This window comes from Pseudooceanicola lipolyticus, assembly GCF_002786325.1.
Taxonomy (GTDB): Bacteria; Pseudomonadota; Alphaproteobacteria; order Rhodobacterales; family Rhodobacteraceae; genus Pseudooceanicola_C; species Pseudooceanicola_C lipolyticus.
The window spans coordinates 1-26,014 of the sequence record NZ_PGTB01000025.1; the positions used below are offsets into that span (position 1 = coordinate 1).

Consider the following 26,014-nt stretch of genomic DNA (forward strand, 5'->3'; position numbering starts at 1 on the left):
CAAACCGAAACCCATGATTATCAAGATCAAACCCGCAGACTCTCGTTATGAACGAGGGACCGAAGGGGGGCAGGTCAGAATCCTTGGCTCTGACGACCGGGTCACGCCCGAGATCGGCTATGAGGTGACCAAGACCATTCTCGACAACGCCGAGGAAGTGCGCAGCTTTGGCGTTCCCCTTGCGGGCGTAAATCCCGAAGACGCGGTGCTGAACCTTCTCCCCTCATTCCCGGTCAACGCCGGCGCGGCCCAGTACTTCAAGGAGCAGGGAACCTGGCGCGAAGAGTTGATCATAGCCGAGGTCTAACTCGGTGACCAAGGCAAGCGGCAATCCGGGCGTAAGCAGAAAGACAGCGAGCATGTCCGAGGCAGACCTGACCGGGCAGATGAGCCGTCAGAACGGTCGTGGCACCGATCTCAAAACTTTGGTCGGGGCAACACTGGGTGCACTGGTATTCGTTTACGCCCTGTTGCACGTGGGCCAGGTTCTGTTTCTCTGGCAACCGCCGGAACTGTTCCGCACGTTGCACCTTTGCCTCTCGCTCGTGGTGCTATCGCTTGTCGGTCTCCAGGCCACCGCGAACGCGGCGCGCAGGATTCTCTGCCTGGCCCTGGTCGCTGCCGCCCTGGCGGTACTGGCCTATGTGTTCGTCATGCATGACGCGCTGATAAACGACCGTCTGTTCGGCCCATCCAGCGCTGACATGTTGGTGGGTGTGGTTCTGCTGGTTTCTGTGATGCTTGCGGCCCAGGGCGTCTGGGGCTTCACCATCCCAGCCCTGGCTATCTTGGCACTTTTGTATGGCTATTTCGGCCATCTCTTTTCCAGCAACCTGCTGTTTCACGGCGGCATGTCGCTGGAAAGGCTGCTGTCCTACACCTCGATACCCTACTTCCAGGGCGTGTTGGGATCGATGACCGGACTTTCCGGCACCATGATTTTCATCTTCATGTTGCTTGCCGGGCTGCTGAAATCCACCGGTGGCATCGATTTTGTGCTGCGGCTGGCGGGACGGATCAGCGGCATGTCGCGCGGCGGCCCGGCAAAGGTTGCCATCATTGGCAGCGGGATCATGGGCATGATCTCGGGAAGTACCGTGGCCAATGTCGCGTCGACCGGCACCATCACGATCCCGCTGATGACTAAAACAGGGTTCAGCCCGGAAGAAGCCGGCGCTGTCGAGGCGGTCTCTTCCACCGGAGGGCAGTTCATGCCGCCGGTCATGGGGCTGACCGCGTTCCTGATCGTCGGGATAACTGGCGCAAGCTACTCCACGGTCATGCTTGCCGCAGCTATCCCGGCAGTTGTTTTTTACGTCAATCTGATCTTGGCCGTGCATTTCTCGGCAGCGGCACGGGAAAGCCTTTCTTCCCCCGTCGCGCAAGAGGTTGGCGACCTGCCGGATTGGAAGACCGACATCGGCCAATTCGCGCATCTCATCTTGGCGGTCATCCTGCTCACGATTCTTCTGCTGCAACAGGTAGCGCCGTCGCGCTCGGCCATCATCGCCATCGGCTTCCTGGCCGTTGCCGAAATCTTCAAGCAGCTTTACCTGAACCGCGATGATCTGGGCCATGGCATCGCCATCTTCTGCCGCCGTCTCTACGAGGGGGTGCTGGACGGGGTGAAAAGTGGCGCGCAGCTTGCCGCGGTAATCGCCGTCATCGGCATTATTGTGGACATGATGACGGTCACCGGCCTGGCCCAGCGGCTGTCGCACATGGTGCTGGGCTTTGAGAACCTCGGGCTTTTCCCCTTGCTCTGTATCGTCGCCGCGACCTGTCTGGTCTTCGGACTCGGCATGCCGACCCCGGCGGCTTACACGCTTGTCGCCGTGCTCGGGGCGCCAACCCTGGTCAGCTACGGCGTTGACCTTCTTGCTGCACACATGTTCGTCTTTTTCTTCGCGGCAATGTCCGCGATCACCCCGCCAATCGCGCTCGCGTCACTTATCGCCTCACGAATCTCAGGGGGGAATTATGCTGCCACAGCGATGCACTCGGTGCGTCTTGGCTTACCCGGCTTCATCCTCCCGTTTTTCCTCGTCTACTATCCAGAAATCCTGCTGGGCGGTGACAATATGTTCGCCACGCTCCTGCGCATCGGCGCCATGCTGGTATTCTTCTTCGCGCTCAATATCGTCTTCGCCGGCAGTGGTGTCTGGAGCGGCTCAAATATCTTGCTGCGCCTGCTGCTCCTGGCAGTCGCCGCAATCAGCACGGTCGACATCTTCCAGCTTCCAATCGTCCTGATGGCCGCGCTGTTGGGGGCCGTGCTCTTTGTCAGGCAACGCGCATAGACCGACGCGCACGCACCACCTTCCAACCCGGTTCCAAGATCGAGAATACGATGAAGCTTTATTACTCAAAACTCAGCAGCTCTATGGCCGTTCACCTGGTGCTGGAAGAGATCGGAAAGCCCTACGAGGCGATACAGATGGATCTCGACAGCCAGCACCAGTTCACGCCCGAGTTTCTCGAGATCAATCCCAAGGGTCGGGTGCCCGCACTGGTCTTGGACGAGGGTGAGAAAAAGGTTGTCTTAACTGAAGTGCCGGCGATCCTCAGCTACCTTGCCCAGATCAACCCCGAACTGTCGCTGATGCCAACGGACACGTTGGAATTCGCCAAGGCACAGAGTTTCAACGCCTACCTATCCAGCACCGTACACGTCGCCCATGCCCATCGACGGCGCGGAAGCCGATGGTCGGATTGCGCCGAATGCCGCACCAGCATGGCAGCAAAGGTCGCATCAAACATGTCCGAATGCTTTGCCTTTATCCAGGCGCACTATTTGAAGAAACCTTGGGTGCTGGGAGACAGTTTCTCGGTCTGCGACGCTTATCTGTTCACCATTTCGCGTTGGCTGGAGGGTGACGGTGTCGACATTAACATCTTTCCCGAAATTCGCAGGCACGCCGACGCAATGCTTGCCCGTCCCCCGATCCAGAGAATAGCGGCGCTGCACTGCTAGCGTTTGGCCTGCTTCACAGCGTGTGACCGATTTCGGAAAGAAGATTGGCGACCCGTTCCGCAGCCAAATGCAATGGTCGCTGCTTCGGCCAAGCCAGCAGGTAGTCCAGATGGAAGGACGGATCGACAATTTTTCGCGCCGTCATCCGGCCCAAAAGAACTTTGTCACGTCCAGCCAGCCAAGGGATTATGGCCGCAGCGATACCGGACTCGACAAAACCGTGCATCATCACCAAAGAAGTCGCCTCGTATTTTGAAGCAATGGGAACCGACTGCCGGGACGCTTCGGCCACAAGTCCCTCCTGGAAGGGATCCCCCGGTCGGAGCGTAACCAGGTCCAACTTCGCCGCCTCGCGCAACGTGATGGCCTCATCCGCGGAAGTCTGCGAACCCTGTGGCACTTTGCCTGCCTGGAACAGATAATAGGCCTGAGAGGCGAAATGCCGGGCGTTGATGCTGCCCACTTTTTCATCCGCCGGAATGATGCCCAGATCATAGTCACCGTTGGCCAACGCAGCTTTTGCCTCACGGCTGGCCACCAATCGGGCGGTGATGCGGACTTTCGGATATCGCAGGTGCAGGCTGCGCACCAGATCAGGCATAATTCGGTCGGCGATGCCAAAGGACGTCAGAACGATCGACACGTCACCGGTCACGTCGTGGCTCAGGCGCTGCACGTCTCGCGTGGCCTGATCCATCCTTTCAAGAAGCGAATAGGCATGTTCGATCATCACCGTTCCGGCAGCGGTGGGGATCGTTCCGCGTACCGTTCTGTCAAAAAGCTGGACCGAGAGTTCCCCCTCGATCGCCTGGATCTGCTGAGACAGCGCCGGCTGTGCAATGCCAAGATAGCGCGCAGCCTGAGACAGGCTTCCATTCTCCGCGACGGCGACGAGATACCTCAACTGCTGGGGTTTCACACACGGTTTCCTTGGCGGAGATTACTGTCTTTGCTGAGTGGTTGCGTGAGCGACTTTGCTGTCAAGTCTTGGAACACCGTTCAAGCGTGAATTCAGATCAAGATATCTTCGAACGGGTGAATTCGTGCAGAAAGGCAAGAGTTGCTGCCCTTCGCTTTGCCGGTTCGACCGGGTTCCCGCACTACGGCGGCAATTGCGGCCCGGTCGCTACGAAGGCCGCGGACGAGGGATGAGAGCATGCTGTCCTCGGCTTCATCGAGCCAGGCGGCCACGGCATTCTCCCCGGCGTTTCGCACCATGTCAGGGAACCGGTTGTTCAGCTCCCGGAAGAGGCTCTTTCTATCCTTTCAAACCCGACACCCGGGCTTGCCTTAATCTGGCTCTCGCGCCGAATTTCCGTTGAGGCCCGATCTCACAATGCTTTCTTGCGAAGCCCTCTCTCCAAATCGCTGGGCGGAACTGGAGTGCTTCCAATTTCCGGAGCAGGGTTGCTAGAGTCTGGTACTAAAGCAACTGACCTTTGGCACTGCGTACAGGTTCAACCAGTTCATATGCCTTAACCAAGAGCAATTCTGAATCTCCAGGGCCATAAGCTCCTTCGACGTCCAGTATACTCACAGCGCCGACCACCCTGCCATTTTCAAGTATTGGCGCCGACAGACAGCTTGCGCACCCGAACGACGCGATCAGTTCATGGTCAGGGAATGCAAACCTCATATCCTCCGAGGTGAAACCTTCCCAGCTTCGCCCGCCATAAAGCACGTCCTGTCCCCATTGCGTGGGGCCCATCGGCTTGAATGCGGGAAAAGGATACTTCTGCCGATTGTTCGACCAGACCCGGAGGACGTCGCGGTCGCCGTGCTCCCACGAGAACACCGTGTAAATTCTCCACCCGAATCTCCGGGCGCAGTCTTCGCCAAAGCGAGTGAAGACCTCGGCGGTACCTGGCATTGTTTCAAGAAGATCAGTCATAGAGCACTCCGGGCAACCAAAGAGCGATCTCCGGGAAAGCCGTTAGAAGAACGATGGCCACCAGCATCAGCAGGAAGAACGGGGCCGCATAGAGTGCCACGCGTCCGATCGACCTACCCGTAAGAGACTGGATGACAAACAGATTGAACCCGACTGGTGGTGTGATCTGTCCCATTTCGACGGTCAGGATCAGGAAAATACCGAACCACACGGGATCGAAGCCCGCGGATATCGCGAGGGGCAATGCGATCGGCAGGCTAGTAACGATGATCGAGACACCATCGAGAAAAAGCCCCAGATAGATGTAGAACACCGTCAGGATCAGGATCAGCATGGCTGGCGATAGTTCTAGCCCTTGAATGACGCGGGCGACATCACCCGGGATGTGAAGGTACCCCATTGTGGTGGACAGAAAGGCCGCCGCGACCAGAAGACTGCAGATCATTGCACTGGTCGTAAGGGCTCCTTTCAGGGAGTCCGAAAGCAGTTTGACCGAAAGCTGCCCCGTAACCCCCACGATTATCAGGGCGGCCAATACGCCGATGGCGGCGGCTTCTGATGGCGTTGCAATGCCCGTGTAGATGGAGCCGAGCACGACAATCATCAGGGTCGTGATTGGAAGCAAATCCTTTAGCCCTCGGACGATATCCCGCCAGGTCAGGCGCGGCGCCCCTTGCGGGACCACCGAGGGTTTCAACAAGGCGTAGGCAATGATGAACCCCGAGAAGATTGCGGACAGCATCAGGCCTGGAATCACCCCTGCCGCAAACAGCCGGCTGATTGAGACCTCCGCCATGATCCCGTAGACGATCATCACGATGGATGGCGGGATGAGCAGGCCGAAGCTCCCGGCGCCAGCAAGTGAACCAAGCGAAAGGGCTTCGTTATAGCCGGCTTCCCGCAACTTGGTTGTTGTGATCTTGCCGACCGTGGCGGTCGTCGCCGCCGTCGACCCGCTCACCGCGGCAAAAAGCGTGCATCCCAGGACGTTGCTGTGAAGCAGACGCCCAGGCACGCGCGATACGAGGGGCGCCAAGCCCCGGAAAATTCGTTCCGAGATATCGGATCTGAAGATGATCTCGCCCATCCAGATGAATAGCGGGATGGCTGAAAGTTCCCACGAGTTCGCTGCCCGATACATGATGCTGTAGGCGATCGTACCGATCCGGTTCGGATCCATTCCCAGGGCAAAATAGAGCATCGCGACGCTGGCCGCGATCAAGGCGATAAAGATCCAGACGCCCGATATCAGGAAAGCAATGATCAGCCCAAGCAAGGCAGAGGCATAAACGAAGGCGTCCATTTCATTCCTCCAACATGGCCGTTTCGGGATCTCCCAGCAGCGGACGTCCCAAAAGCAGGCCAACAGAGAGAAACAAGAGTTGCAGAAGAACCAAGATGATCGCGAGCAGCAGAAGGCCCTCAGGGATCCACAAGGGAAACGCTACGACCGAGTTCGATGTCGAGCCACGTTCCCAGGACCGCTCGACCCGAAGCCAGGCGAATTTGGCGATGAACGCGAACACGCCGAGTCCGAAGCACAGCGTCAATCCGTCGAGGACGCGCCGGGCACCGGCCCCAACTTTGTCGAGAACAAGGCTCATCCGCAGGATACCGCCCTGGCTCAACGCGTATGGGAGAGCAAAGAAGGTAGTGCCCGCAACCGCATGAGACACCAGTTCATCTACAATGAAAGTCGATGTCCCGAATGCGGTGCGCAGCAGGATTTCCAAGAAGATGATAGACACAGAGCCAATAAGAAGAAGCCCGGCAAAGGCCAGGCCTGCCCCTCCGACGATTTGGATTAAAGGATTGAGGTATTTTGGCATGGGGTCCCTTCCTTGAAACTACGGCGAGCGACCTACAGATCGCTCACCGCACGTTTTCTGCTGGCTCAGTTGCCAAGTGCCTTTTGATAGTTGTTAAGGAGGGTCACAGCGTCTTCGCCGACATTCGCTTTCCATTCTTCGACAACCGGCATCCCCGCTTCCGCGAACAGAGCAGCCAGTTCCTCGGAAGGAGCGGAAGACACCTCGACACCCTCTTCGGCCAGCTTCGCGTAATTGTCGGACAGGCGTTCGGTAATGAGGTTCCAGCCATAGGCCTCGGCTGCGCTGGCAGCCTCCAGCAGTGCTGCACGATCCTCATCGCTGAGCGCCTCTAAGGCGTCCCGGTTCATATGGGTCACCTGCAGGGGCAGCGCATAGTTGAGCTCGGAATAGTATTCAAGATACTCCCAGAACTGCGCCGAGACGCCGCCGTCCGCCGACGTCAGAACGGCATTGATACCATTCGTCGACAGCTGTGGGACGACATCGGTCCACGAAAGCTGAATCGGGTGCGCGCCGGCGTTGGACATTGTCTGAACGCCGAGAGCATCCGATGTACGGATGGTCAGATTGGCGACATCCTCCGCCGTGGCTAGCGGCATCTTGGACCAAATGCCTGACGGCGGCCAGGGCGTTGCATAGAGCAGGACCTGGTTGTTTTCTTCCAGAGCGGCTTCGTAGAATGGCTTGGCTTGTTCATAGAGGGTACGAGTCTGGTCTAGACCCGGAGCCACAAAGGGCAGGGACGATGCGAGGAAGATCGGGTTGATGCCCGACCACGCGCCCGAGTAGGAGCTGGCCATTTGAACAGCGCCATCGCCAACCGCGTCAAGCTGGTCGGCAGATCGATAGCCAAGCGCACCACCATGGTGCGCGGTGACCGTGACGTCGCCGCTGGTCAGCTCCGCAAGTTCCTTGATGAACTCGTCGGCGATGTCTGCGTGGATCGTGCCTGCGGGGTATTCATTGGCTAAGTCCATCCTCGTTTCGGCAATGGCAGGTGCGGCAGCAAGGACGGCAAGCGAGAAGGTGAGTACTTGGGTATTCATTGGTTTCCCTGTTGTAGACTATTGTGATGAAGGCGTTTGGCTCTGTCGTTACGTGACATCTCAATGAGCTCGGGAACGCGGGGCGAGTGGAATGAAGCGATCTCCTTTCTGTATTTTCAGTAGGCCAGCGATGGCAGCCAAAGCGTGAGCGCCGGGAACAGGATCAGGATCAACAGCGTCGCGAGATCCATGAGAAGGAACCACCAAATCCCCCGGAAGATCTCGGGCAGGGTCACCGTATTGTTCAGCGCCCCGTTGATCATGTAGACATTGAGCCCGATCGGCGGGGTCACCAGGCCGATCTCCAGCAACTTGACGATGATGATCCCGAACCAGATCGCATCGATCCCGGTGGTTTGAACCAGCGGCACAAGGATCGGCAGCGTCAGCAGCAACAGCCCGATCGAGTCGATCAGCATCCCCAGCACGAGGTAGATCACCGCGACGGCGAACAGGATCCACCAGGTCTCGCTGCTAACCGAAAGGATCGCGTTCGAGAAGGCCGCTGGCAGGCCTGAAAGCGCAAGGAACCGCGTGAAGAACAGCGACCCAATCAGGATGATGAAGATCGACCCGGTCGAGACGGCCGCCTGTGTCACAGCCTCGATCACTGCCTTACGGGTCAGCTTGCCCCGAACCGCGCCGATGATCGCCGCGAAAAAGGCGCCAAGAGCGCCGGCCTCGGTCGGCGAGAACACGCCCGAGAAGATGCCGCCCAGCACCAGCAGGATCAGCGTGGGCAGCGGCCAGACATCGCGCAGGGCCTCGCGGCGCTCTGCCTCGGTCGGCGGCAGGGGCGCCTCGCCGGCCAGCGCGGGGTTCAACTTGACCCGCACCACGATCATCGCCATGTAGATCAGCGCCGACAGGATGCCGGGCACGAAGCCGGCCATGAAAAGCTGGCCCACCGACACCTGCGCATAGACCCCGTAAAGGATCAGCAGGACGGAGGGCGGTATAAGCGAGCCGAGCGTGCCCGAGGCCGCGATCGTTCCGGTGGCAAGGCCCCGGTCATAACCCTGCCGCAGCATTTCGGGCACAGCCATCCGCGACATGGCCGAGGCCGTGGCAACGGACGACCCCGAGGCTGCCGCGAAGAACGCACAGGCTCCGACCGAGGTGATTGCAAGACCGCCCGGCAGGCGCGCAAGGTAAAGCCTCAGCGACAGGAACAGCCCGCGCGTCATGTCCGTGGACGAGCACAGGAACCCCATCAGCAGGAACATCGGCGCCGCCGACAGCTCCCATTGGCCGACATAGTCGAACGGCGTGGCAGAAATCATGCCCCAGGCGACGTTCATGTTGAACATCTGCGAGATGCCGACGATCGAGACGAGACCGAGGGCAACGCCGATCGGCACCCGCACGGCGATCAGGACGAGGGCGACGGCCGTGCCGATGATACCGATATCGAGATTGCTCATGGTTTCAGGTCCTCTCGGCGGTTAGAGTGCGCGTCGCTGCGTCACGGATTTCAGCAGGTTCGACAGCACCGCCAGCCAGATGCCGGCGAAGCCGAGGGGCAGGGCCCAACGGGCGGGCCAGATGTAGAAGGTAAAGTTGCTCATCGCTTCCTCAGCACGGGCCGTGGCGCTGAGTGCGTCGTGCAGCGATTGCCAGAAAAGCATTCCGAAAAAGACCAGCCCGACACCGCAGGCCAGGACGTAGAGCCCAATCTGCACATCCTGGGGCATCATCTTGGCGAATAGATCGACCCGGATATGTCCGCCACGCAATTCGACGTAGCCGAGCGACAGGAAGACGATCACCACCATGTAGTAGAACGAGACGATCTCGAGTGTTCCGATCAGGCGGCCATTGAAGAGGAACCGCAGGGCGACGTCAGCGGTGATATGGGACATCATCAGGATCATGAAGGCGGAGGCGAGCGCCATAGTGGCCAGGTTGGTCCAGCGGATCAGGGTCTGCATCGCGGCACCTTCTTCGGGTCTACGCAATCAGAGGCCCCGTCCGGGGCCTCCAACGGTTTGTCTGTGGATAGGGTTACTTGACGCCGTAGCTGACCGGGTTGATGTCGCCGTAGATCTCGGACATCGCAAGTGCGGTCAGAGCGTCTTCGTCAGTGGTGTCCACGTCAGCCAGTAAGGCGGTCCACTTGTCCATCTTTGCGCGGAAATCATCGATCACCGTCTTGGCGTCGCCGAGCCCGTACGTTTCAGTTGCCTTTTCGTACACGCTCTCCAGCGTAGTTGCGCGAAATCCCTCGATCGAAACCGCAAGGTCGGCTTCCGGGGTATAGACGTTGCCACCGTTGTCCTTGGCAGTTTCCAGCGCTGCGTCAGCCTGAGCCGTGTAGTTGATGACGGTTCGGGCCATGGCGCGGGCGGAGGCCTCAATCAAGACCCCCCGAAGCTCGGGCTGGAGGCCTACCCAAAAGTCAGGATTGACCCCCCAGTTCGGGCCCGACCAGTACATGCCGGTCGGCACAAGGGTGGTATGCTCGGCAACCTCCATCAGGGAACGGTCGACAAGATCGCTCGCTGCATTGGTAGCGCAATCCAGCGTCCCGCGCTCGAGCCCGGTGTACATCTCTGACGAGGGGACGTTCACCGGTATGCCGCCTGCGGCCTCGACCCAGGCCGAGACGGCCGAGCCGGCGGTGCGGATGCGTTTGCCGTTCAGCTCTTCCAGATTGCGCACCGGTTCGGAGCACATGAGAATGTAAGGCGGCGTGGAGTAGCCGCCGAGATAGACGATCCCTTGCTCGTCCCATTCTGCCAACTGAGCATCATTGTGCATCGAGAAGTCAGTAATTGCGAAGGTCGCTACGATTGGATCGGAGTAGTTGAAGCCAAGTTCTTGAATCGCGTTTGCGACCGGAAGTTCTGACGGCGTGTAGACTGCGGCGTGATAAGCGACTTGGACGACGTTGTCGCGAATACCCTGCAAGGCAGCTCGCGGAGCAAGCAGGACCGTACCGGTGAAAACCTCGGGCTCCAAAGCACCATCCGAGAGTTCCCTCACCATTTCCGCCCATTCGGTGTAACCATACTTAGAAAGTGGGTGCGCACCGTCAAAAAAGCTATTGGCGATGAACGAGGTTCCGGCCGACGCGGGGAGAGCTGTACACAGCACGGCCGTTGCTGAAATGAGTGTCTTTTTCACGTGGATCTTCCTTGTTGGAATGGGGCAGTCCGTGCCGCCCGCCGTTTGTTTTTTAGTGGGTGAGCAGGTTCTTCTTCAGCTGTCCGCCTTGCATGATCAGCGACATATGCCGGCCTTGGCCGGTCAGAAGCTGAAGGTCTTCAAGCGGGTTGCCTTCTACGACGACAAGGTCAGCATGGGCCCCGGGTGCGATGACCCCGATTTCGCCCTCCATGTGCAGCACTTTCGCGGCGTTTAGCGTGGCAGATCGGATCACCTCGTGAGCGGGCAAATAGCGGCCGCGAAGGGTAAATTCATCGGACTGATAACCTTGAAGTTCCCCGATAAGGTCCGACCCATAGCCCATGGTCGCGCCAACCTTTTGGAGCATTTCCAGACGCTCAAGGCCGGCTTCCCGAATTTGCCGGTTTTTTTCCACGCCTTCCGGAACCATGCCGTACTTTTGTCCCTCACGCTCCAGCGCGTCGAAGACAATATTGGTGGGAACGACGACAGCGCCTTTCTCGACCAGCAACTCTGCCGTCTCCTTGGACATCAGGTTTCCGTGCTCGACACAGGTCACACCGAGCTCAAGCGCCCGACGAATTGATTCATCGGTGTAAAGATGCGCCGCCACGTAAGTGTGGAATTTCTCTGCTTCTTCGACGGCTGCGAGAATTTCGTCGCGCGCAAATCCAAGCGCGTGGATGGGATCAGTCGGGGATGACACACCGCCGTTTGCCATCAGCTTGATGAAATTTGCGCCGTTCTTAAGCTCTTCACGGCATGCCCGCTGAACCTCGGCCACCCCGTCGACAACGCGACCCAAAGAGCCAATCTGTAACGGATAGTGGCTTACATCCCGATTGTGATGAGGGCCACGGTAATCCGTATGTCCGCCAGTCTGCGACAATGCTTTGCCACAAATAACCAGACGCGGGGAAGCAACGATACCTTCGTTGACGGCACGAACGAAACCATAATCTGCGCCACCCAGATCCCGCACCGTGGTGAATCCGCGCATCAGCATGTCATTCATCAGGCGGTACGCATGGGCGGCGACAAGGGAGTTAGGCATCGCTGCGTTGACTGCAAGGTTGGTCGTCGCAGCGACGATGTGCACATGGCAGTCAATGAGACCCGGCATCACGTATTTGTCGGAAACGTCAATCTCTGTACTGACGGAACCTGCCGTCAAGCCGCTTGCGACCTCGACGAATTTTCCATCCTCAATCCTGATGTCTACTGGGTCCGCAGCACGATCGGAGCTTCCGTCAACGATGCGGGCGTTTCTTATGATCATGTTGGGCTGAGCCAAACCGAAATCCTTCTTCCTACAGTGTGGCCCGAGCTTCACAGGAACTCGCGCTTACACACTGGCTACTGGATCCAATCTAAGCATCGTAAAAAAAGTCGGTCAACTTGTTTTTTTTGAACTTCGACTTGCGCTATCATGACAGAACTGCGGAGAACCCCTTCAGAGCTCCAACATAGATAAATGAAAAATATGGCGAAAATGGAAATCTCAGCGACTCAACCAGGGTCGCGACAAGTACAAAAATCAGAGGAAATGAGGAAGAGAATTTGTGATGCTACGCTCAAATGCCTAGCAGATGTCGGCTATGAGCGTGTGTCTACCAAGCTAATCTCGGAAACCGGCGGCATGTCGCGCGGGGCTGTGAACTATCACTATCCGACTCGCAACGATCTTCTGGTCGCCGCCTACGCGCATTTGCTAAATTCTTGGGAGGATCAGTGGCCCTTCACGGAGGTCGACCAAGTCCGCGCGCTCGATCCGGGTGTTTTGATCGACGCGCTGTGGCAAGGCCTATTTGCGCAAGAAACCTATCATGCGATCCTGGAACTCATGCTCGCCGCTAGGAAAGACGAAGAGTTGAGCACGAGACTTCGAAAGACGCTTGGGCCTTGGGCAGAATCTAGGGATATCAGGACCGCCGCCTTGCTCGGTGCCGATCTGGGAAGCGACGCCGTTCTGAACCTTTTGCAACTCAACCTCTGCATACTGCGAGGCATCACGGTCAACCGGTTCTTCGATGGCACTGCCCTTACCGAGCGATCTCTGGTCGCAATGTGGAAGGAAATGTTCGTGGCTAAGCTGGCGAACCTCAACACCCGAACAGATTGATTTGTCCTCGGTTACGTGATTGGTAAGGCTGTCACTTGGTCGCCTTCTTTGCCTGCAGTGAGGCGACCAACTCCCGCCCTGCGTTGATGATGTGCCTTTCCAATAAAAGAACCGCCGCCTTCTCATCGCGGGCACGACATAGCTCCAACAATTCACGATGTTCGGCCTCCGCAGTGCTGAAGGTCTGGTTCAGCAACAACTGAAGGCGGATGTAACGCTCGATCTGGACATTGATGCCGGCGACAATAGCCAGACTTTGTACTCTATTCGCAGCAGCATATATGCTTTTGTGGAACTCCCAGTTCAGAGCGCCCCATCGCGTGATCTCGTTTTGCTTGTAGGCGTGATCGAGCTCCTGCAATTTTGCTTCCGCTACAAGGAGATGTTCCTCCGTAAGCGCAGGAAGTGAGTGCCGCAACATGTCAGTTTCCAACATTGCTCGCAGCTCGAAAAGCTCCATGATTTGCTCGGGAGGTATCGACGCAACAAAGGCCCCTTTGTGGACCTTCGTGATAATGAGTCCTTCCGCCTCTAACTGCCTAAAAGCTTCCCGGACCGGCATACGGCTACATTCGTATTCCGCCGCCAAAGCTTCTTGCACTAGGGCTTCGCCTGGCTCGAACTCCCCGTTGAGAATGCGTTCACGAAGGGACGCTGCGACCGCCTCCGGCAGGCTCATTCGCTGTAAACGGTGCGAGGGATGAGACATCGTGCTTCAAGCCTGTAATGTTGGATCCAATTGACTTTCATGTGCTACACTACTGATAGCAACGAGTATACCTAAGTTTTCTCCAAAGAGTTTTGGAGGTTGCCTAAGCTGATGCCATGCCGACTTCGCTTTCTCGGCAAAGGGCGCCGTATCGACTTCGTTCCACGCACCGATTTTCTGTGTCCTTCTGGCAGCACGTTGCAGCCTTGAGGGCAGGGGCGACGACCGCGGCCCCTGACATTATTTGGCGCTACCTCAATGCTTTTGGAAGCAACCCAATGGGGAAATCTTGGTAGCATACTGGCCGTAGGAAACGAGCGATGGCCAGGCTACCCACCGAGGTGGAGCGACCATCCGAGGTCGCGGGGAAGGGACCACCATGGACCATTGCATGTGCAACCTCGACACCCGTTCCGAAGCCATTGCAGAGGATGCGACCAGCCAGTTCCTCCAATGTCGGCATCATGTCGGCTGCTAGGGAGTGATCGCTTTCGGAAATGTGCAGGGCGCAGGTAAGTTGACCTTCCAGCGCCTCGGCAATCTGTCTGAAGACACCGGTATCTTTGCAGACAATGACCAATGAAGCGGCGCCAAAGACCTCTGCATGCAAACTGGCGTCTGCAAGAAATGTCTCCGCATCGACCTGGAACAGGGCGGCTTGGCCCTGTGTGTCGCTACCGATCGTGCCTCGTCCAACTTCAGCAACAGCCGGGTGTTCGCTCAGCTTTCTGACACCTTCGGTGTAACTTTGACAGATGCCGGAAGTCAGCATGACCTGGGCCGAGGCAGCATTCAGGGACTCCGAAGCGGCGTTCAAGAACCGATCCAGCCCCACACCCTCAACGGCAATGACGAGGCCGGGGTTGGTACAGAATTGCCCCGCGCCAAGCGTAAGTGATCCGACAAAGCCCTTCGCAATTTCTTCCGCGCGCTCGGCGAGCGCTCCGGGGAATAAGTAGACGGGGTTGATCGAACTCATCTCCGCGTAGACGGGAATGGGACACGGACGCGCCGCTGCAGTTCGCATGAGTGCCATGCCACCACCGCGAGAGCCGGTGAAGCCCACTGCTTTAATGGTCGGATGTGCGACAAGCGCCTGACCAATTGCGTTTCCCGGACCGTACAGCAGCGCGAAAACACCTGCCGGCATACCGCAATGTTCGGCCGCGGCCACGATCGCCCGCCCGACCAGTTCAGAGGTCCCCGGGTGCGCCGAGTGTGCCTTGACAAGCACCGGGCATCCTGCGGCTAGAGCCGACGCGGTATCACCGCCGGCAACCGAAAACGCCAAAGGGAAGTTCGAAGCTGCAAATACCGCCACCGGGCCCAATGGCTGGTTCATCAGCCTCAGGTCAGGGCAGGGCGCGGGTTTTCGGTCGGGCAAGGCAGGGTCGTGACGGATGTCGAGATAGCTTCCGTCACGTAGAACTTCCGCGAAGAGGCGCAACTGCATCATCGTTCGGCCGCGTTCGCCCTCGATCCGGCCGCGCGGTAGGCCGGTTTCCGCCATGCACCTTGTGACGAGTTCATCGCCGATCGCCAGGATATTTTCCGCAATCGTCTCGAGGAACACCGCTCGTTCCTCCACGCTTGTCTGGCGATACGGAATGAATGCCGCTGCGGCAAGGTTGCAGGCACGCGAGATGTCATCATCCGAAGCGCCTTTCCACGCGGGCCCTAGCGTTTTTCCACTGGCAGCTTCGGTCGCATGAATTTCAATGCCAGTTCCGGCGAGTGCGGCGCCGCCGATCAGGTTGCAACCTTCGATCATGATGTATTCCTTCCGGGTGACTGGATAAAAGGCGGGGGCTCCAAAGCCCCCGCCCGAGCGCATCAGAGATGCTTGAGGTCTTCGATCGCCTTCTCAATGGTGGAGACAACGTATTCACGCTCGTCACCGACCAAAGGAAGCCGCGGCGCGCGCACCCATTCGGGCGCACCGTAAACCAGGTGCTCGGCCAGCTTGATGTATTGGACGAGCTTCACATGAACATCTAGGTGAAACGACGGGGTCAGAACCTGGTAGAGCTTCCGCGCTTCGGGGTATTCGTTCTCTTGGCAAAGGCCAAAGAGCTTAACCGCTTCCGCCGGCCAGACGTTGGTCATACCAGAAACCCAACCTGTCACACCGAGCGCGCAGCTCTCGACAATCAGGTCGTCCACGCCACAAAACAGGCTGAAGCGCTCGCCGAAGGCAATGCGCAGATCAGTGACCCGGCGCACATCTCCCGTTTCTTCTTTGATGCAGACGATCTCGGGCGTATCGACCAGTTCGCGCATGACATCGACCGTGCAGTCGACGCCGTAGGCGATCGGGTTATTGTAGATCATGATCGGGAGGTCGGTCGCGCTTGCGATGCCTTTATACCACGCGACAGTTTCCCGATCGTCGGTCTTGTAACCAAGGCTCGGGAAGACCATGAGGCCTTGGGCTCCCCAGGACTTATAGAGTTTCGCGTTTGCTTGCGCTCGCATCAGAGTGGTCTCGGCTAGACCGGAGAGAACCGGCACCCGACCATTGGCGACTTCGACGGCCCCACGGATGATCGCTTCGCGCTCATCCAGTTCCATCGATGCATTCTCGCCCAGCATCGGCAGAACGATCACACCGGAAACACCGTTCTCGATGAGGCGATCAATGCTGGCTTTGGTTGCGTCAATGTCGACTTTGCCGTTTTCGGTAAGTTTCGTGGTAACGGCGGGGAAAACGCCTTTCCAGATGGTCATGAGATTTCCTTTCTCAGTGGGGATAAATGGAGGACGTGCTGCAGAAATTGCTGCGTCCGTTCTTCTTTCGGTGCGGTGATCGCCTGCCGCGCCGCGCCGATCTCGCAAATCGCCCCCTGGTCGAAGACCGCGACGTGGTCGGCACTTTCCCGAGCGAATGTGATGCCATGTGTCACCTTGATCATTGTCGTGCCCCTGTCCTTAGATCTTGCGAATGGTATCGAGCCCCTCCGCGAGCAATACAGGGGCGAGGGCAGAGGTGACTTCGTCGAACCGCATGTATTCCGGCGTCATCGCCAGAGCGCGGGCAATGGGGAGGCATTGTTGCTGACCGCCGGAGAGGCTGGCGGAAAACTGGTCGAGATGTTCACGGGCGAGATCGGCGCTTCACGTGGCGGAACTGTTTTCACGAGGCGATGCACCAGGGCTGCGAGACGGCCACTGTTATGGCACGCGCCGGTGTGATCGAAGCGGATGCAAAACGTGATTTCATTGGTTTTCCCCCTGTTTTCCTGGTTTTCGAATCCGCCAACAACCTTGCGGCCCGTTAAACTGGATCCAATTGACAGTTGTCAATGCCTTTCAGGTAGGGTTATCTGCGTGCAAGAGCAATCGTGAGGTGAATCGATGTCTGAGGACCGCATCATCATTGTGGGAGCGGGGATTGTGGGCCTCGCTTGCGCAGATTTCTTGGCCGCAGAGAGTCACAACGTTTGCGTAATCGACCCTGACCATGAGGGAGACAAAGCATCTTACGGAAACGCTGCGGGCATCGCCGTTACGGAGTGCATCCCTGCATCATCGCCGGGCGTGTTTTGGAAAGTACCTGGGTGGTTGCTTGATCCACTTGGGCCGCTGGCGCTGCGTTGGAGCCATGCTCCAGCGCTCATGCCTTGGTTCTTACGCTTCTCCCAGGTTTGCCGATCCGAGGAGATGAACCGCATTTCCGCCGCTCTCGCCGACCTCAACGGCAGAACCTATGATGATCTCTTGCCGATGCTGGAGCGAAACGGCCTCTCTAGCGAACTCAAACGCTTGGGTGCTTTGACAGTCTATGAAACTGACGAAGCTTTCAAAAAAGACAAGTGGGAATGGGACCTCAAACGCAGGCATGGGATCGAGTGCCAGGAATTGAGTGGCCCCCAAGCCCGAGAACTGGAGCCTGCCCTGAGCAAAATTGTCCAACGGGCAGTCTTCACACCGCAATGGTCGCAGGTCTCCGAACCTCGCAAGCTTCACAACCGTATGATGAAGAACCTGCGGGACAAGGGAGTTCAAATGCTAAAGGGCAAGGCCATCGCGGTACAGATCCAAGAGGCATCCGCCACGGTCATGTTGCAGGGCGGCGGCAGCGTCAGCGGCGCAATGGCTGTTGTCGCAGCCGGCGCTTGGTCCAAGCCCTTGGCAGCAAGTATCGGAGACAGGGTTCTCCTCGAAAGCGAACGTGGGTACAACACAACTTTGCCGCATCCTGGCATCGATGTTACTCGCGAGATCATCTTCGCCGAACGCAAGTTCGTCGCCACACCAATTGACAGCGGTCTTCGGATTGGTGGAGCTGCCGAATTCGGTGGGCTGACCTCGGCGCCAAACATGAAACGCGCTGATGCCTTGCTGGACCTGGCCCGGGCCTATCTGCCTGGGCTTGTCGAGGAAGCAGGTGTGCAGTGGTCGGGCCATCGGCCCGCTACACCAGACAGCCTGCCGGTGATTGGGCACTCGCCAAGAAGCCGCCGCCTTATCTATGCATTCGGACACGGCCATCTAGGGCTCACGCAATCCGCGACGACCGGTCGTCTCGTCGCCGATATAATTGCCAACCGCGATACTTCGATCGACCTTGCCCCGTTTTCCATCCAACGCTTCTGAAGAGGTTCCCACATGCGCCATACATTCTTCTGCGTCGACGCCCATACCTGTGGCAACCCGGTTCGCGTTGTTGCAGGGGGTGCGCCGCAGCTTCCAGCCGTCTCGATGGCGGAGAAGCGTGAGATTTTCCAACGGGACCATGACTGGGTCCGGCAGTCCCTGATGTTCGAGCCCCGCGGTCATGATGTGATGTCCGGCACCATCCTCTACCCCCCATCGCGCGAGGACTGCGACATCGGCGTTCTCTTTATCGAGGTTAGCGGCTGTCTTCCGATGTGCGGTCATGGCACCATCGGCACCGTCACGGCTGTGCTGGAAGAGGGGCTCGTCGTGCCGAAGGTCCCCGGCCGGATTGCCATCGAAGCGCCCGCCGGAAAGGTGGAAATCGAGTATACCCAAACTGGCAATCTGGTTGATCAGGTCCGACTCTTCAACGTTCCGGCCTATCTACATGCGCGCGACGTTACGATTGAGGTTCCAACCCTTGGACGGCTGACGGTCGACCTCTCCTACGGGGGCAATTACTATGTCATTATCGAGCCGCAGGAAAACTGGGCAGGCCTCGATACTATGCCGGTGGCGGAGATCATGCGCCTGAGCCCTCTCGTACGGGCGGCCGCACAGAAGGCGCTGCGCCCCGTGCATCCCACGGACCCCCGTATTCAAGGCGTCAGTCACGTGATGTGGTGCGATGCGCCCAAGGCTCCTGAAGCAGACGCGCGCAATGCCGTCTTCTATGGCGAGAAAGCGATTGATCGATCGCCCTGCGGCACCGGTTCCTCCGCGCGCATGGCTCAGCTTCACGCGCGCGGCAAACTCAAGGTTGGGGATCGATTTGTTCACGAGAGCATCATCGGAACAATGTTCGATTGCCGCATCGAAGGGGAGACGATGATCGGCAAGCAAGATGCCATTCTGCCAAGTGTAGCAGGCTGGGCACGGGTGATCGGTCATAACACGATCTTCGTCGACGACCGGGACCCGCTGATGCATGGCTTCCAGCTTCGCTGAACGACGGATGGAGAAAGTATTGGCTCAAACATTCACCTATGAAGCACTAACCTCCCTAATCGAGAACGTTTTCCGGGAGGCCAATTTCAATTCCTATCAGGCTGGTGCAATCGCGAGAGTCATTGCCGCAGCGGAAAGAGATGGCTGCAAGTCCCATGGGGTCTATCGCATCGCTGGCTGCTTGCGCACGGCTGCTGCAGGAAAAGCCGACCCAACAGCTGTGCCTCAAGTTGTGGAATGCTCGGGGCCAATCATTAAGGTCGATGCGAAATGCGGCTTTGCCAATGCCGCCTTCGAGTTTGCCTTGCCACATCTGGTTGAGCGGGCGCGGAAGCATGGCTTGGCCGCCGTTGCGATAAACAATTGCGTGCATTTTGCTGCACTGTGGCCTGAGGTCGAAGCCATCACCGAACATGGCCTTGTGGGCATGGCAATGTGCCCGAGCTATGCCACCGTTGCCCCGACAGGCGGCACGAAACCTCTCCTTGGCACCAATCCGTTTGCCTTTGGCTGGCCACGTCCTGATGCAGCCCCCTATGTATTCGATTTCGCCACGAGCGTCGCGGCACGTGGAGAAATCGAGATCCTCAGGCGGGCTGGCAAGCCGATCCCGGAAGGCTGGGCGCTCGACGCGGAGGGCGCCCCGACAACCGACCCGGATGCCGCCTTGAGCGGCGCCATGTTGCCGTTTGGAAACCACAAGGGATCGGCGATATCCACGATGATCGAGCTGCTAGCCGCTGCCATGATCGGAGATCTAACTAGCTCTGAAGCGCTTGATGAGCTGGGAACCACCACACTTGCGCCAAGACACGGTGAACTTATTCTCGCCTTTGATCCAGACCGCTTCTCCGCCCAATCCTCAGTCGCAGCGGCCGTCCGAGCGGAAGGCCTGTTCGATGGAATTGTGCGACAGGGTGCGCGGCTTCCGTCCCAGCGCCGCTTTGAGGCACGTAAACGCTCTCTAAGCAGTGGGATTCACCTTACGGCAGACGAAATCGAAATGATCGATCCCAACCTGGATCAGTAAGAAAATAACATAAGACGCCTTATACGCTTGGGCGTGTGTAGCCGGCGCGCGCTACCTTCAAGTGCGAATCCTATTAGAAACCAAAGGGTTATCTAATGAGGAGAGTCTGGCAGGTAAGCCGTCTACACGCAACTGAGCATCGAAGAACGTCGCAGAATTGAACGTTGGAGACATGCCAAAGTCCCTGTTCGGGAGATGGCGCGCGTCCTGCAGCGTTCGAAAGCGACCATTTATCGGGAGTTGAAACGGAATTTCTTCTCCGACGAATGCATGCCGAAGTGTGATGGCTATTATGGCGCGGCGGCACATTTCATGGCGGCTGATCGACGCGCACGGCAACGCAAGCTGATCCGCCATCCGGTTCTGCTGCACGCCGTGATCGACCGGCTCAAGAATGGATGGACGCCCGAGCAAATCGGCAACCGCATGATCCACGAAGGCGTCCGGCCGCGCGTGTGCCAGGAGACGATCTATCGTTACGTCTACTCAAAGGAAGGCATGGCTCAAGAGCTCTGGTGGTATCTCCCGAACCATCGCAAGGCACGCCGGCCGAAATATGCCCGCAAGAAACGGCCTCCTAAATTTGACCGGGATGTCAGTATTCTCTTCCGCCCGGACGCCGCCCCTGCACTACCGCCGATACAGCCCGATCCGGTGCACAAACCGGATCGGGGCCGCTGTGCGACCGGTTGGGTCGGTGACACCGCCCTGGCGCGCATGCTTTAAGTCGGGATTGCGGTCGCCAAGTTGACGAGCCGCGCCAGACCCTACCGCTCGCCGCGCCGATAGGGTTGCATCAGCGCCTGTGGCACGCGGGAACGGCGCGCCATCGCGATCAGCGCCACGATGGACAGAACGTAAGGCAGCATCAGGAACAGCTGATAGGGCACGCCCTCGACGACGGTTTGCAGGCGCAGCTGAAACGCGTCGAAAAACGCGAAAAGCAAGGCGCCAAGCAGGGCCCGGGCCGGGTTCCACGACGCAAAGACCACCAGCGCCACGCAGATCCAGCCGCGCCCCTGCACCATTGTCGGGAAGAAAGAGTTGAAGGCGGCGAGGGTCAGGAAGGCTCCGGCCATGCCCATCAGCGCCGAACCCGCCATGATCGTGCCGATGCGCAGCCAGATCGGGTCGATCCCCTGCGCGTCAACGGCATGCGGATTCTCGCCCGCCATGCGGATCGCAAGGCCAAGCGGCGTACGGTAGAGGATCCAGACCAGCGCCGCGACCAAGGCCAACGCCAGGTATGTGGGCGCGGTCTGGTTGAACAGCACCGGCCCGATAAACGGAACATCCGACAGCAGCGGGATGTCGAGCGGCCGGAACGGCTCGATCGTCGGCGGGGATGAGGCGGTCGGGATTGCAAGGCGGAAGACATAGTAGGAGAAACTGGACGCAAAAAGCGTGATGCCAAGACCCGTCACATGCTGGCTGAGACCAAGCGGAACGGTCAGCAGCGCATGCAGGAAGCCGAACATCGCCCCGCCAAGCGCCGCGACCAGCATGCCGGTCCAGAGGTCCCCGCCGGAATAGACCGTCAGCCAGCCCAGCATGGCGCCGAAGGTCATGATCCCCTCGATCCCGAGGTTCAGCACCCCGACCCTTTCGCACAGCAGTACGCCCAGCGTTCCAAAAATCAGAGGCGTGGCAATGCGCAGGACGGCCTCCCACATGCCGACCGACCCGAGGATATCAAGCAGAACGCTCATCGCCGCACCCGATACTGTGCCAGGAAGATCGCGACCAGCATGGTCAGCAGCGACAGGGCCACGGTGACATCCGCGATGTAGGAGGGGATCGACAGGGCACGTGACATGCTGTCCGCGCCAACGAACATGATGGCCGAGAAGAGCGCGGCGAAGATTGCCCCGATCGGGTTTAGGTTGGCCAGCATCGCGATGACGATCCCGGAATAGCCGTAGTTCGGCGACAGGTCGGTCGTGACATAGCCCTTGACCCCCATGACCTCGATCGCCCCGGCCAGGCCCGCCAGCCCGCCCGACAGGCAGGCCACCATCACAAGGGTCCGGCCCAGCGGCACGCCGGCAAAAGCGGCGGCGCGAGGGTTCAGCCCGGCGGCACGGGCGCGGATACCGAAGACCGTGCGCGATTGCAGCCACCAAACCGCGACGGCCATGGCCACCGCGATCAGCAGGCCGATGTGCAGGCGGGTGCGCTCGATCAGCTTGGGCAGGACGACGTTGTCGGGCACAGGCACCGACTGTGGCCAGCCGAAGGCAAGAGGATCCTTCATCGCCCCTTCGATCATCAGCGACACGAACAGCACCGCGACGAAGTTCAGCAACAGGGTCGTCACAACCTCGTCGACGCCGAATTTCAGGCGCAGACCAAGCGGAATGAGCAGCAGGACCATGCCCGCTGCGGCCCCCACCAGCAGGCACATTACGATGGCCACGGGCGCGGGCATGGCCGCGATGGCCGGTATCATCCCGAAGGCGGTCACCCCCAGCGCACCGAGATAGAACTGCCCCTCGCCGCCGATATTCCAAAGCCGGGCACGGAACGCGACCGCCGCCGCCAACCCGGTCAGGATGAGCGGCGTGGAGCGCGTCAGCATCTCGGACAGGCCAAGGCCCGATCCGAAGGCCCCTTTGAGGATCAGCGCATAGGCGCGAAGGGGGGGAGCCCCCGCGATCAGGATCAGAAGGCCTGCAACAAGGAGCGCCGCCAGTATGGCGCCGATCGGAGCGATGATCGTCAGCAGGCGTGACGGGTGCTCCCGCCGTTCAAAGCGCATTCGTTGTCTCCGCCTCGATGGCCCCGGCCACTGACCAGTCGCCCGCCATCATCAATCCCAGAATTTGCGCATTCGCCCGATCCGCCGGGATGGCAGGGGACAGCCTGCCGCCAACGATGGCGCAGACCTGGTCCGACAGGGCGATCACCTCGTCCAGATCCTCCGAGATCAGCAGCACCCCGGCCCCCCGCCCGCGCGCCTCCAGCAGGCGTTCGTGCACGCCCGCGATGGCGCCTTCGTCCAGACCCCGGCTGGGTTGGGCGGCAACAAGAATGTCCGGTTCGGCATCCAGAACACGGCCCAGGATTATCTTCTGCATGTTTCCGCCCGACAGCAGCCGGATGCGCCCGTCGACCGTGGCGCCACGCACGTCATGCGCCTTTATGATCTTTTCCGTGGCAGCGCGCGCGGCGGCGCGGCGGACCATCCCGCGGGACGAGAATTCCGACGACCAGATCCGTTCCAGCGCAACGTTTTCCCAAGTGGTCATGTCGCCGATCGTGCCCTCGGCGTTGCGGTCCTCGGGGATGCGCCCGATACCGGCCGAGATGGCATGCGGAACGTCGTAGACGGTGACCTGCTTCCCCTCGACCAGCAGCGCACCGCTGTCTGGCGGAAACAGCCCCGACACGAGCCCGGCAAGGGTTGTCTGGCCGTTCCCGGATACCCCGATGATGCCGAGCGTTTCCCCGGCCCGCAATCGGAACGACACGTCGTGCAGCGACGCGCCGCCCTTGCCCGACAGGCTCAGATCGACAGCTTCGAGCAGGACCTTGCCGGGCGTCGCCGGCGGCCGCGACGGCCGGTCGACCTTGCGCCCCACCATCAGCTCGGCCAGCTCTTCCTTGGTGGTCTCGCTGGTGCGCCGCGTGGCCTCGACCCTGCCCTGCCGCAGCACGACAACCCGGTCCGAGGCCGACATGACCTCGTGCAACTTGTGGCTGATGAAGATCAGCGACAAACCGTTCTCGGTCATCTGCCGCAGCGTGGCGAAAAGGCTCTCGGCCTCCTGCGCGGTCAGCACGGCGGTCGGCTCGTCCAGGATCAGGATATGCGCGTCGTTATAAAGCGCCTTCAGGATCTCGACCCGCTGGCATTCCCCGACCGACAGTTCCGAGACACGGGCATCCGGGTCGACCTTCAGGCCGAACCTCTCGGACAGAGCGACAAGCTTGGCCCGTCCCGCCGCGCGGTTCGAGCGCAGCCGCCATAGGGGTTCGGTGCCGGTCATCACATTGTCCAGAACGGTGAGGTTCGGGGCCAGCGCGAAATGCTGGTGTACCATGCCGACACCCGCCCGGATCGCCGCGCGAGACCGGCCCGGCGGCAGTTCGGTCCCCTCAACCCGGACCGTCCCCGCGTCGGCAACGTAATGACCGAACAGGATCGACGTGAGCGTCGTCTTCCCGGCCCCGTTTTCCCCCAGAAGCGCGACGATCTCTCCCTTGTCCAGGTGCAGCGACACGTCTTCGTTCGCCGTCACATGGCCGAACCGCTTGGTTATGCCGGAAAGTTCGAGCACGCGGGTCACGAGGCACCTCCGAACAGAGGGATTGGATGCTGCCATCGCCCCTCGACCTCAAGCGCCGCGCCAAGTCTCAGCAGCCGCAGGTCGCCACCGATCGGCGAGATCAGCTGCACCGACAGCGGCAGACCGGCTTCATCTGCGCCGAAAGGCAGCGAAAGCGCCGGGGCACCGGTGATATTGGCAAGGGCAGCGAAAGGAGCAAACTCATCCATGCGTTCAATTTGCGTGGCGCTGTCGCGATGGTCCATCGGAAAAGCGCCAATTGGCGGCGGCGCCGAGGACAACATCGGCAACAAAAGCACATCGACCCGGTCGAACACGGACCAGAGCGTGTAGGCGGCGGCTGCCATATCCTCCTGGGCGGCCCATAGCTCGGGTGCGGTCATGGAAAGGCCGCGCTCGATGAAAGCCTGGGTCAGTGGCTCGGTCTGGGCAGGGTCCAGGCCCGAGGTCACCAGCGTCGCCAGGTTCGCGGCGATGATCCGTTCAAAGGCGCGGGCCGAGGCGCGGCGGATCGGAGTGAGGTCAGCGGCGGCAATGTCGATCAGCACGTGACCGGCCTTCTCGAGCGCTGCAGCGGCAGCGGGGATGGCCGCGGCGCGCGTGGGCTCGATCCCGCGCGCATCCGATACCACGCCGATCCGCAACGGACCCTTGTCCGCGATCTGCGCCGGATCGGGAAAAGGCCCCCGCGCTGCGCCTGTCAGGCAGGGCCAGAGCGCCTGCGCGTCCCGGACCGATCGCGTTACCGCGAATTCCGTGGCGATACCCCCCAGGAAATTGCCGAAGCCCGGCCCTGCGGGAACGGCTCCCCGCGATGGCTTCAGCCCGACCAGCCCGCAGCAGGCGGCAGGCACCCGGATCGATCCGCCCGCGTCGGTTGCATGCGCCAGCGGCACGACCCCCGCAGCGACCGCCGCCGCACTGCCGCCCGACGATCCTCCGGCACTCAGCGACGGGTTGAACGGATTGCGGCAAATCGGTCCGACGGCAGGTTCACTGGACAACGAGAGGCCGAACTCGGGCACCGTTGTCGCGCCGAAGGGCCGGAACCCGGCTGCGCGAAATCGCCTCGCAAGATCACTGTCCGAGGTGCCCGTCACCCGGGCCAGCGCCGAAGACCCGGCGCGCATCGGGATCCCGGCAAAGGGGCCGCCCAGGTCTTTCACCAGGAGCGGCACACCCGCAAACGGCCCGGACTGGGCCTTTGCAACCTCCGCATCCGGGGCCTGCCAGCAGACCGTCCCCAGATCCGCGACCGCGTCCAGCCGGGCGCGGGCGGCCGCCATGGCAGCCGCAGCGGTCAGCCGGCCATCCGCGATGTCCTTCGCCAAACCGACCGCGTCGTCACTTGTGCAGGACGGCTTCGTCACCGGAGGCGACTGGCC

Annotated in this window: 24 protein-coding genes and 2 pseudogenes; 8 read left to right on the plus strand and 18 right to left on the minus strand. The window is 59.9% G+C overall.

Going from position 1 to position 26,014, the window contains the following annotated elements; all coding sequences use genetic code 11:
• The 3 genes from CVM52_RS09210 to CVM52_RS09220 form a co-directional block, all read left to right on the plus strand.
• A partial coding sequence (locus CVM52_RS09210; protein WP_240620911.1) for a TAXI family TRAP transporter solute-binding subunit occupies positions 1-307 on the plus strand: 307 nt, incomplete at its 5' end.
• Positions 308-359: 52 nt separating this feature from the next.
• Entirely contained in the window at positions 360-2,300 is a 1,941-nt protein-coding gene (locus CVM52_RS09215; RefSeq protein WP_100162219.1) for a TRAP transporter permease, read from the plus strand.
• A 50-nt stretch (positions 2,301-2,350) separates the two neighbouring features.
• Positions 2,351-2,974: a glutathione S-transferase family protein gene (locus CVM52_RS09220; protein WP_100162220.1), complete on the plus strand. Its 624-nt coding sequence runs from the start codon at positions 2,351-2,353 to the stop codon at positions 2,972-2,974.
• Positions 2,975-2,987: 13 nt separating this feature from the next.
• Here the strand turns inward: CVM52_RS09220 and CVM52_RS09225 are convergent, their stop codons facing one another.
• The 9 genes from CVM52_RS09225 to CVM52_RS09265 form a co-directional block, all read right to left on the minus strand.
• Positions 2,988-3,893, minus strand: a complete 906-nt coding sequence (locus CVM52_RS09225) for a LysR family transcriptional regulator (protein WP_100162221.1) — start codon at positions 3,891-3,893, stop codon at positions 2,988-2,990.
• Positions 3,894-4,397: 504 nt separating this feature from the next.
• Positions 4,398-4,865, minus strand: coding sequence for a GAF domain-containing protein (locus CVM52_RS09230; protein WP_100162222.1), 468 nt, complete (start codon positions 4,863-4,865; stop codon positions 4,398-4,400).
• Positions 4,858-6,168 carry a TRAP transporter large permease gene (locus CVM52_RS09235; protein WP_100162223.1) on the minus strand — a complete coding sequence of 437 codons (1,311 nt, stop codon included), beginning with the start codon at positions 6,166-6,168 and terminating at the stop codon, positions 4,858-4,860. Before CVM52_RS09235 ends, CVM52_RS09230 begins: the two co-directional genes overlap by 8 nt.
• A gap of 1 nt (position 6,169) precedes the next feature.
• Entirely contained in the window at positions 6,170-6,694 is a 525-nt protein-coding gene (locus CVM52_RS09240) for a TRAP transporter small permease subunit (protein ID WP_100162224.1), read from the minus strand.
• A 65-nt stretch (positions 6,695-6,759) separates the two neighbouring features.
• On the minus strand, positions 6,760-7,743 hold the full coding sequence (locus tag CVM52_RS09245; protein WP_100162225.1) for a TRAP transporter substrate-binding protein: 984 nt from the start codon (positions 7,741-7,743) through the stop codon (positions 6,760-6,762).
• Positions 7,744-7,859: 116 nt separating this feature from the next.
• The gene (locus tag CVM52_RS09250; RefSeq protein WP_100162226.1) at positions 7,860-9,167 is read right to left on the minus strand and encodes a TRAP transporter large permease; all 1,308 of its coding nucleotides are present in this window, start codon (positions 9,165-9,167) and stop codon (positions 7,860-7,862) included.
• Between the two features lie 21 nt (positions 9,168-9,188).
• A complete protein-coding gene (locus CVM52_RS09255) occupies positions 9,189-9,701 on the minus strand; it encodes a TRAP transporter small permease subunit (RefSeq protein WP_240620912.1) in 513 nt (170 codons plus the stop codon).
• 46 nt (positions 9,702-9,747) lie between these two features.
• Positions 9,748-10,869 carry a C4-dicarboxylate TRAP transporter substrate-binding protein gene (locus tag CVM52_RS09260; RefSeq protein ID WP_100162228.1) on the minus strand — a complete coding sequence of 374 codons (1,122 nt, stop codon included), beginning with the start codon at positions 10,867-10,869 and terminating at the stop codon, positions 9,748-9,750.
• Between the two features lie 52 nt (positions 10,870-10,921).
• A complete protein-coding gene (locus CVM52_RS09265; protein WP_240620913.1) occupies positions 10,922-12,166 on the minus strand; it encodes a metal-dependent hydrolase family protein in 1,245 nt (414 codons plus the stop codon).
• Positions 12,167-12,346: 180 nt separating this feature from the next.
• Between CVM52_RS09265 and CVM52_RS09270 the strand changes: the two genes are divergently transcribed.
• Positions 12,347-12,994 carry a TetR/AcrR family transcriptional regulator gene (locus tag CVM52_RS09270; protein WP_100162230.1) on the plus strand — a complete coding sequence of 216 codons (648 nt, stop codon included), beginning with the start codon at positions 12,347-12,349 and terminating at the stop codon, positions 12,992-12,994.
• Between the two features lie 31 nt (positions 12,995-13,025).
• Here the strand turns inward: CVM52_RS09270 and CVM52_RS09275 are convergent, their stop codons facing one another.
• The 5 genes and pseudogenes from CVM52_RS09275 to CVM52_RS28095 form a co-directional block, all read right to left on the minus strand.
• Complete coding sequence (locus CVM52_RS09275) at positions 13,026-13,673, minus strand: GntR family transcriptional regulator (protein WP_205964918.1); 648 nt, start codon at positions 13,671-13,673, stop codon at positions 13,026-13,028.
• Between the two features lie 280 nt (positions 13,674-13,953).
• Entirely contained in the window at positions 13,954-15,474 is a 1,521-nt protein-coding gene (locus CVM52_RS09280) for an aldehyde dehydrogenase (NADP(+)) (protein ID WP_100162254.1), read from the minus strand.
• A gap of 62 nt (positions 15,475-15,536) precedes the next feature.
• Positions 15,537-16,430: a dihydrodipicolinate synthase family protein gene (locus tag CVM52_RS09285; protein ID WP_100162232.1), complete on the minus strand. Its 894-nt coding sequence runs from the start codon at positions 16,428-16,430 to the stop codon at positions 15,537-15,539.
• Entirely contained in the window at positions 16,427-16,615 is a 189-nt protein-coding gene (locus tag CVM52_RS27680; protein ID WP_240620914.1) for an ATP-binding cassette domain-containing protein, read from the minus strand. Before CVM52_RS27680 ends, CVM52_RS09285 begins: the two co-directional genes overlap by 4 nt.
• Before the next feature lie 16 nt (positions 16,616-16,631).
• A pseudogene (locus CVM52_RS28095) lies at positions 16,632-16,799 on the minus strand (ATP-binding cassette domain-containing protein); the annotation flags it as partial.
• A 258-nt stretch (positions 16,800-17,057) separates the two neighbouring features.
• Between CVM52_RS28095 and CVM52_RS09295 the strand changes: the two are divergent.
• The 4 genes and pseudogenes from CVM52_RS09295 to CVM52_RS09310 form a co-directional block, all read left to right on the plus strand.
• Positions 17,058-18,299, plus strand: a complete 1,242-nt coding sequence (locus tag CVM52_RS09295) for an NAD(P)/FAD-dependent oxidoreductase (protein WP_100162233.1) — start codon at positions 17,058-17,060, stop codon at positions 18,297-18,299.
• Positions 18,300-18,311: 12 nt separating this feature from the next.
• A complete protein-coding gene (locus CVM52_RS09300; RefSeq protein ID WP_100162234.1) occupies positions 18,312-19,310 on the plus strand; it encodes a 4-hydroxyproline epimerase in 999 nt (332 codons plus the stop codon).
• Positions 19,291-20,340, plus strand: coding sequence for an Ldh family oxidoreductase (locus tag CVM52_RS09305; RefSeq protein WP_240620915.1), 1,050 nt, complete (start codon positions 19,291-19,293; stop codon positions 20,338-20,340). The genes CVM52_RS09300 and CVM52_RS09305 overlap by 20 nt, the downstream gene beginning before the upstream one ends.
• 132 nt (positions 20,341-20,472) lie before the next feature.
• Positions 20,473-20,958: pseudogene (locus tag CVM52_RS09310) on the plus strand (transposase); the annotation flags it as partial.
• A 149-nt stretch (positions 20,959-21,107) separates the two neighbouring features.
• Here the strand turns inward: CVM52_RS09310 and CVM52_RS09315 are convergent.
• The 4 genes from CVM52_RS09315 to CVM52_RS09330 are packed head-to-tail and all read right to left on the minus strand — an operon-like array spanning position 21,108 to position 25,960.
• Entirely contained in the window at positions 21,108-22,049 is a 942-nt protein-coding gene (locus CVM52_RS09315) for an ABC transporter permease (RefSeq protein ID WP_100162237.1), read from the minus strand.
• Complete coding sequence (locus CVM52_RS09320; RefSeq protein ID WP_100162238.1) at positions 22,046-23,098, minus strand: ABC transporter permease; 1,053 nt, start codon at positions 23,096-23,098, stop codon at positions 22,046-22,048. The genes CVM52_RS09315 and CVM52_RS09320 overlap by 4 nt, the downstream gene beginning before the upstream one ends.
• A complete protein-coding gene (locus CVM52_RS09325; protein ID WP_100162239.1) occupies positions 23,088-24,665 on the minus strand; it encodes an ABC transporter ATP-binding protein in 1,578 nt (525 codons plus the stop codon). Before CVM52_RS09325 ends, CVM52_RS09320 begins: the two co-directional genes overlap by 11 nt.
• Positions 24,626-25,960, minus strand: coding sequence for an amidase (locus CVM52_RS09330; RefSeq protein ID WP_240620916.1), 1,335 nt, complete (start codon positions 25,958-25,960; stop codon positions 24,626-24,628). Before CVM52_RS09330 ends, CVM52_RS09325 begins: the two co-directional genes overlap by 40 nt.
• Positions 25,961-26,014 lie beyond the last annotated feature (54 nt).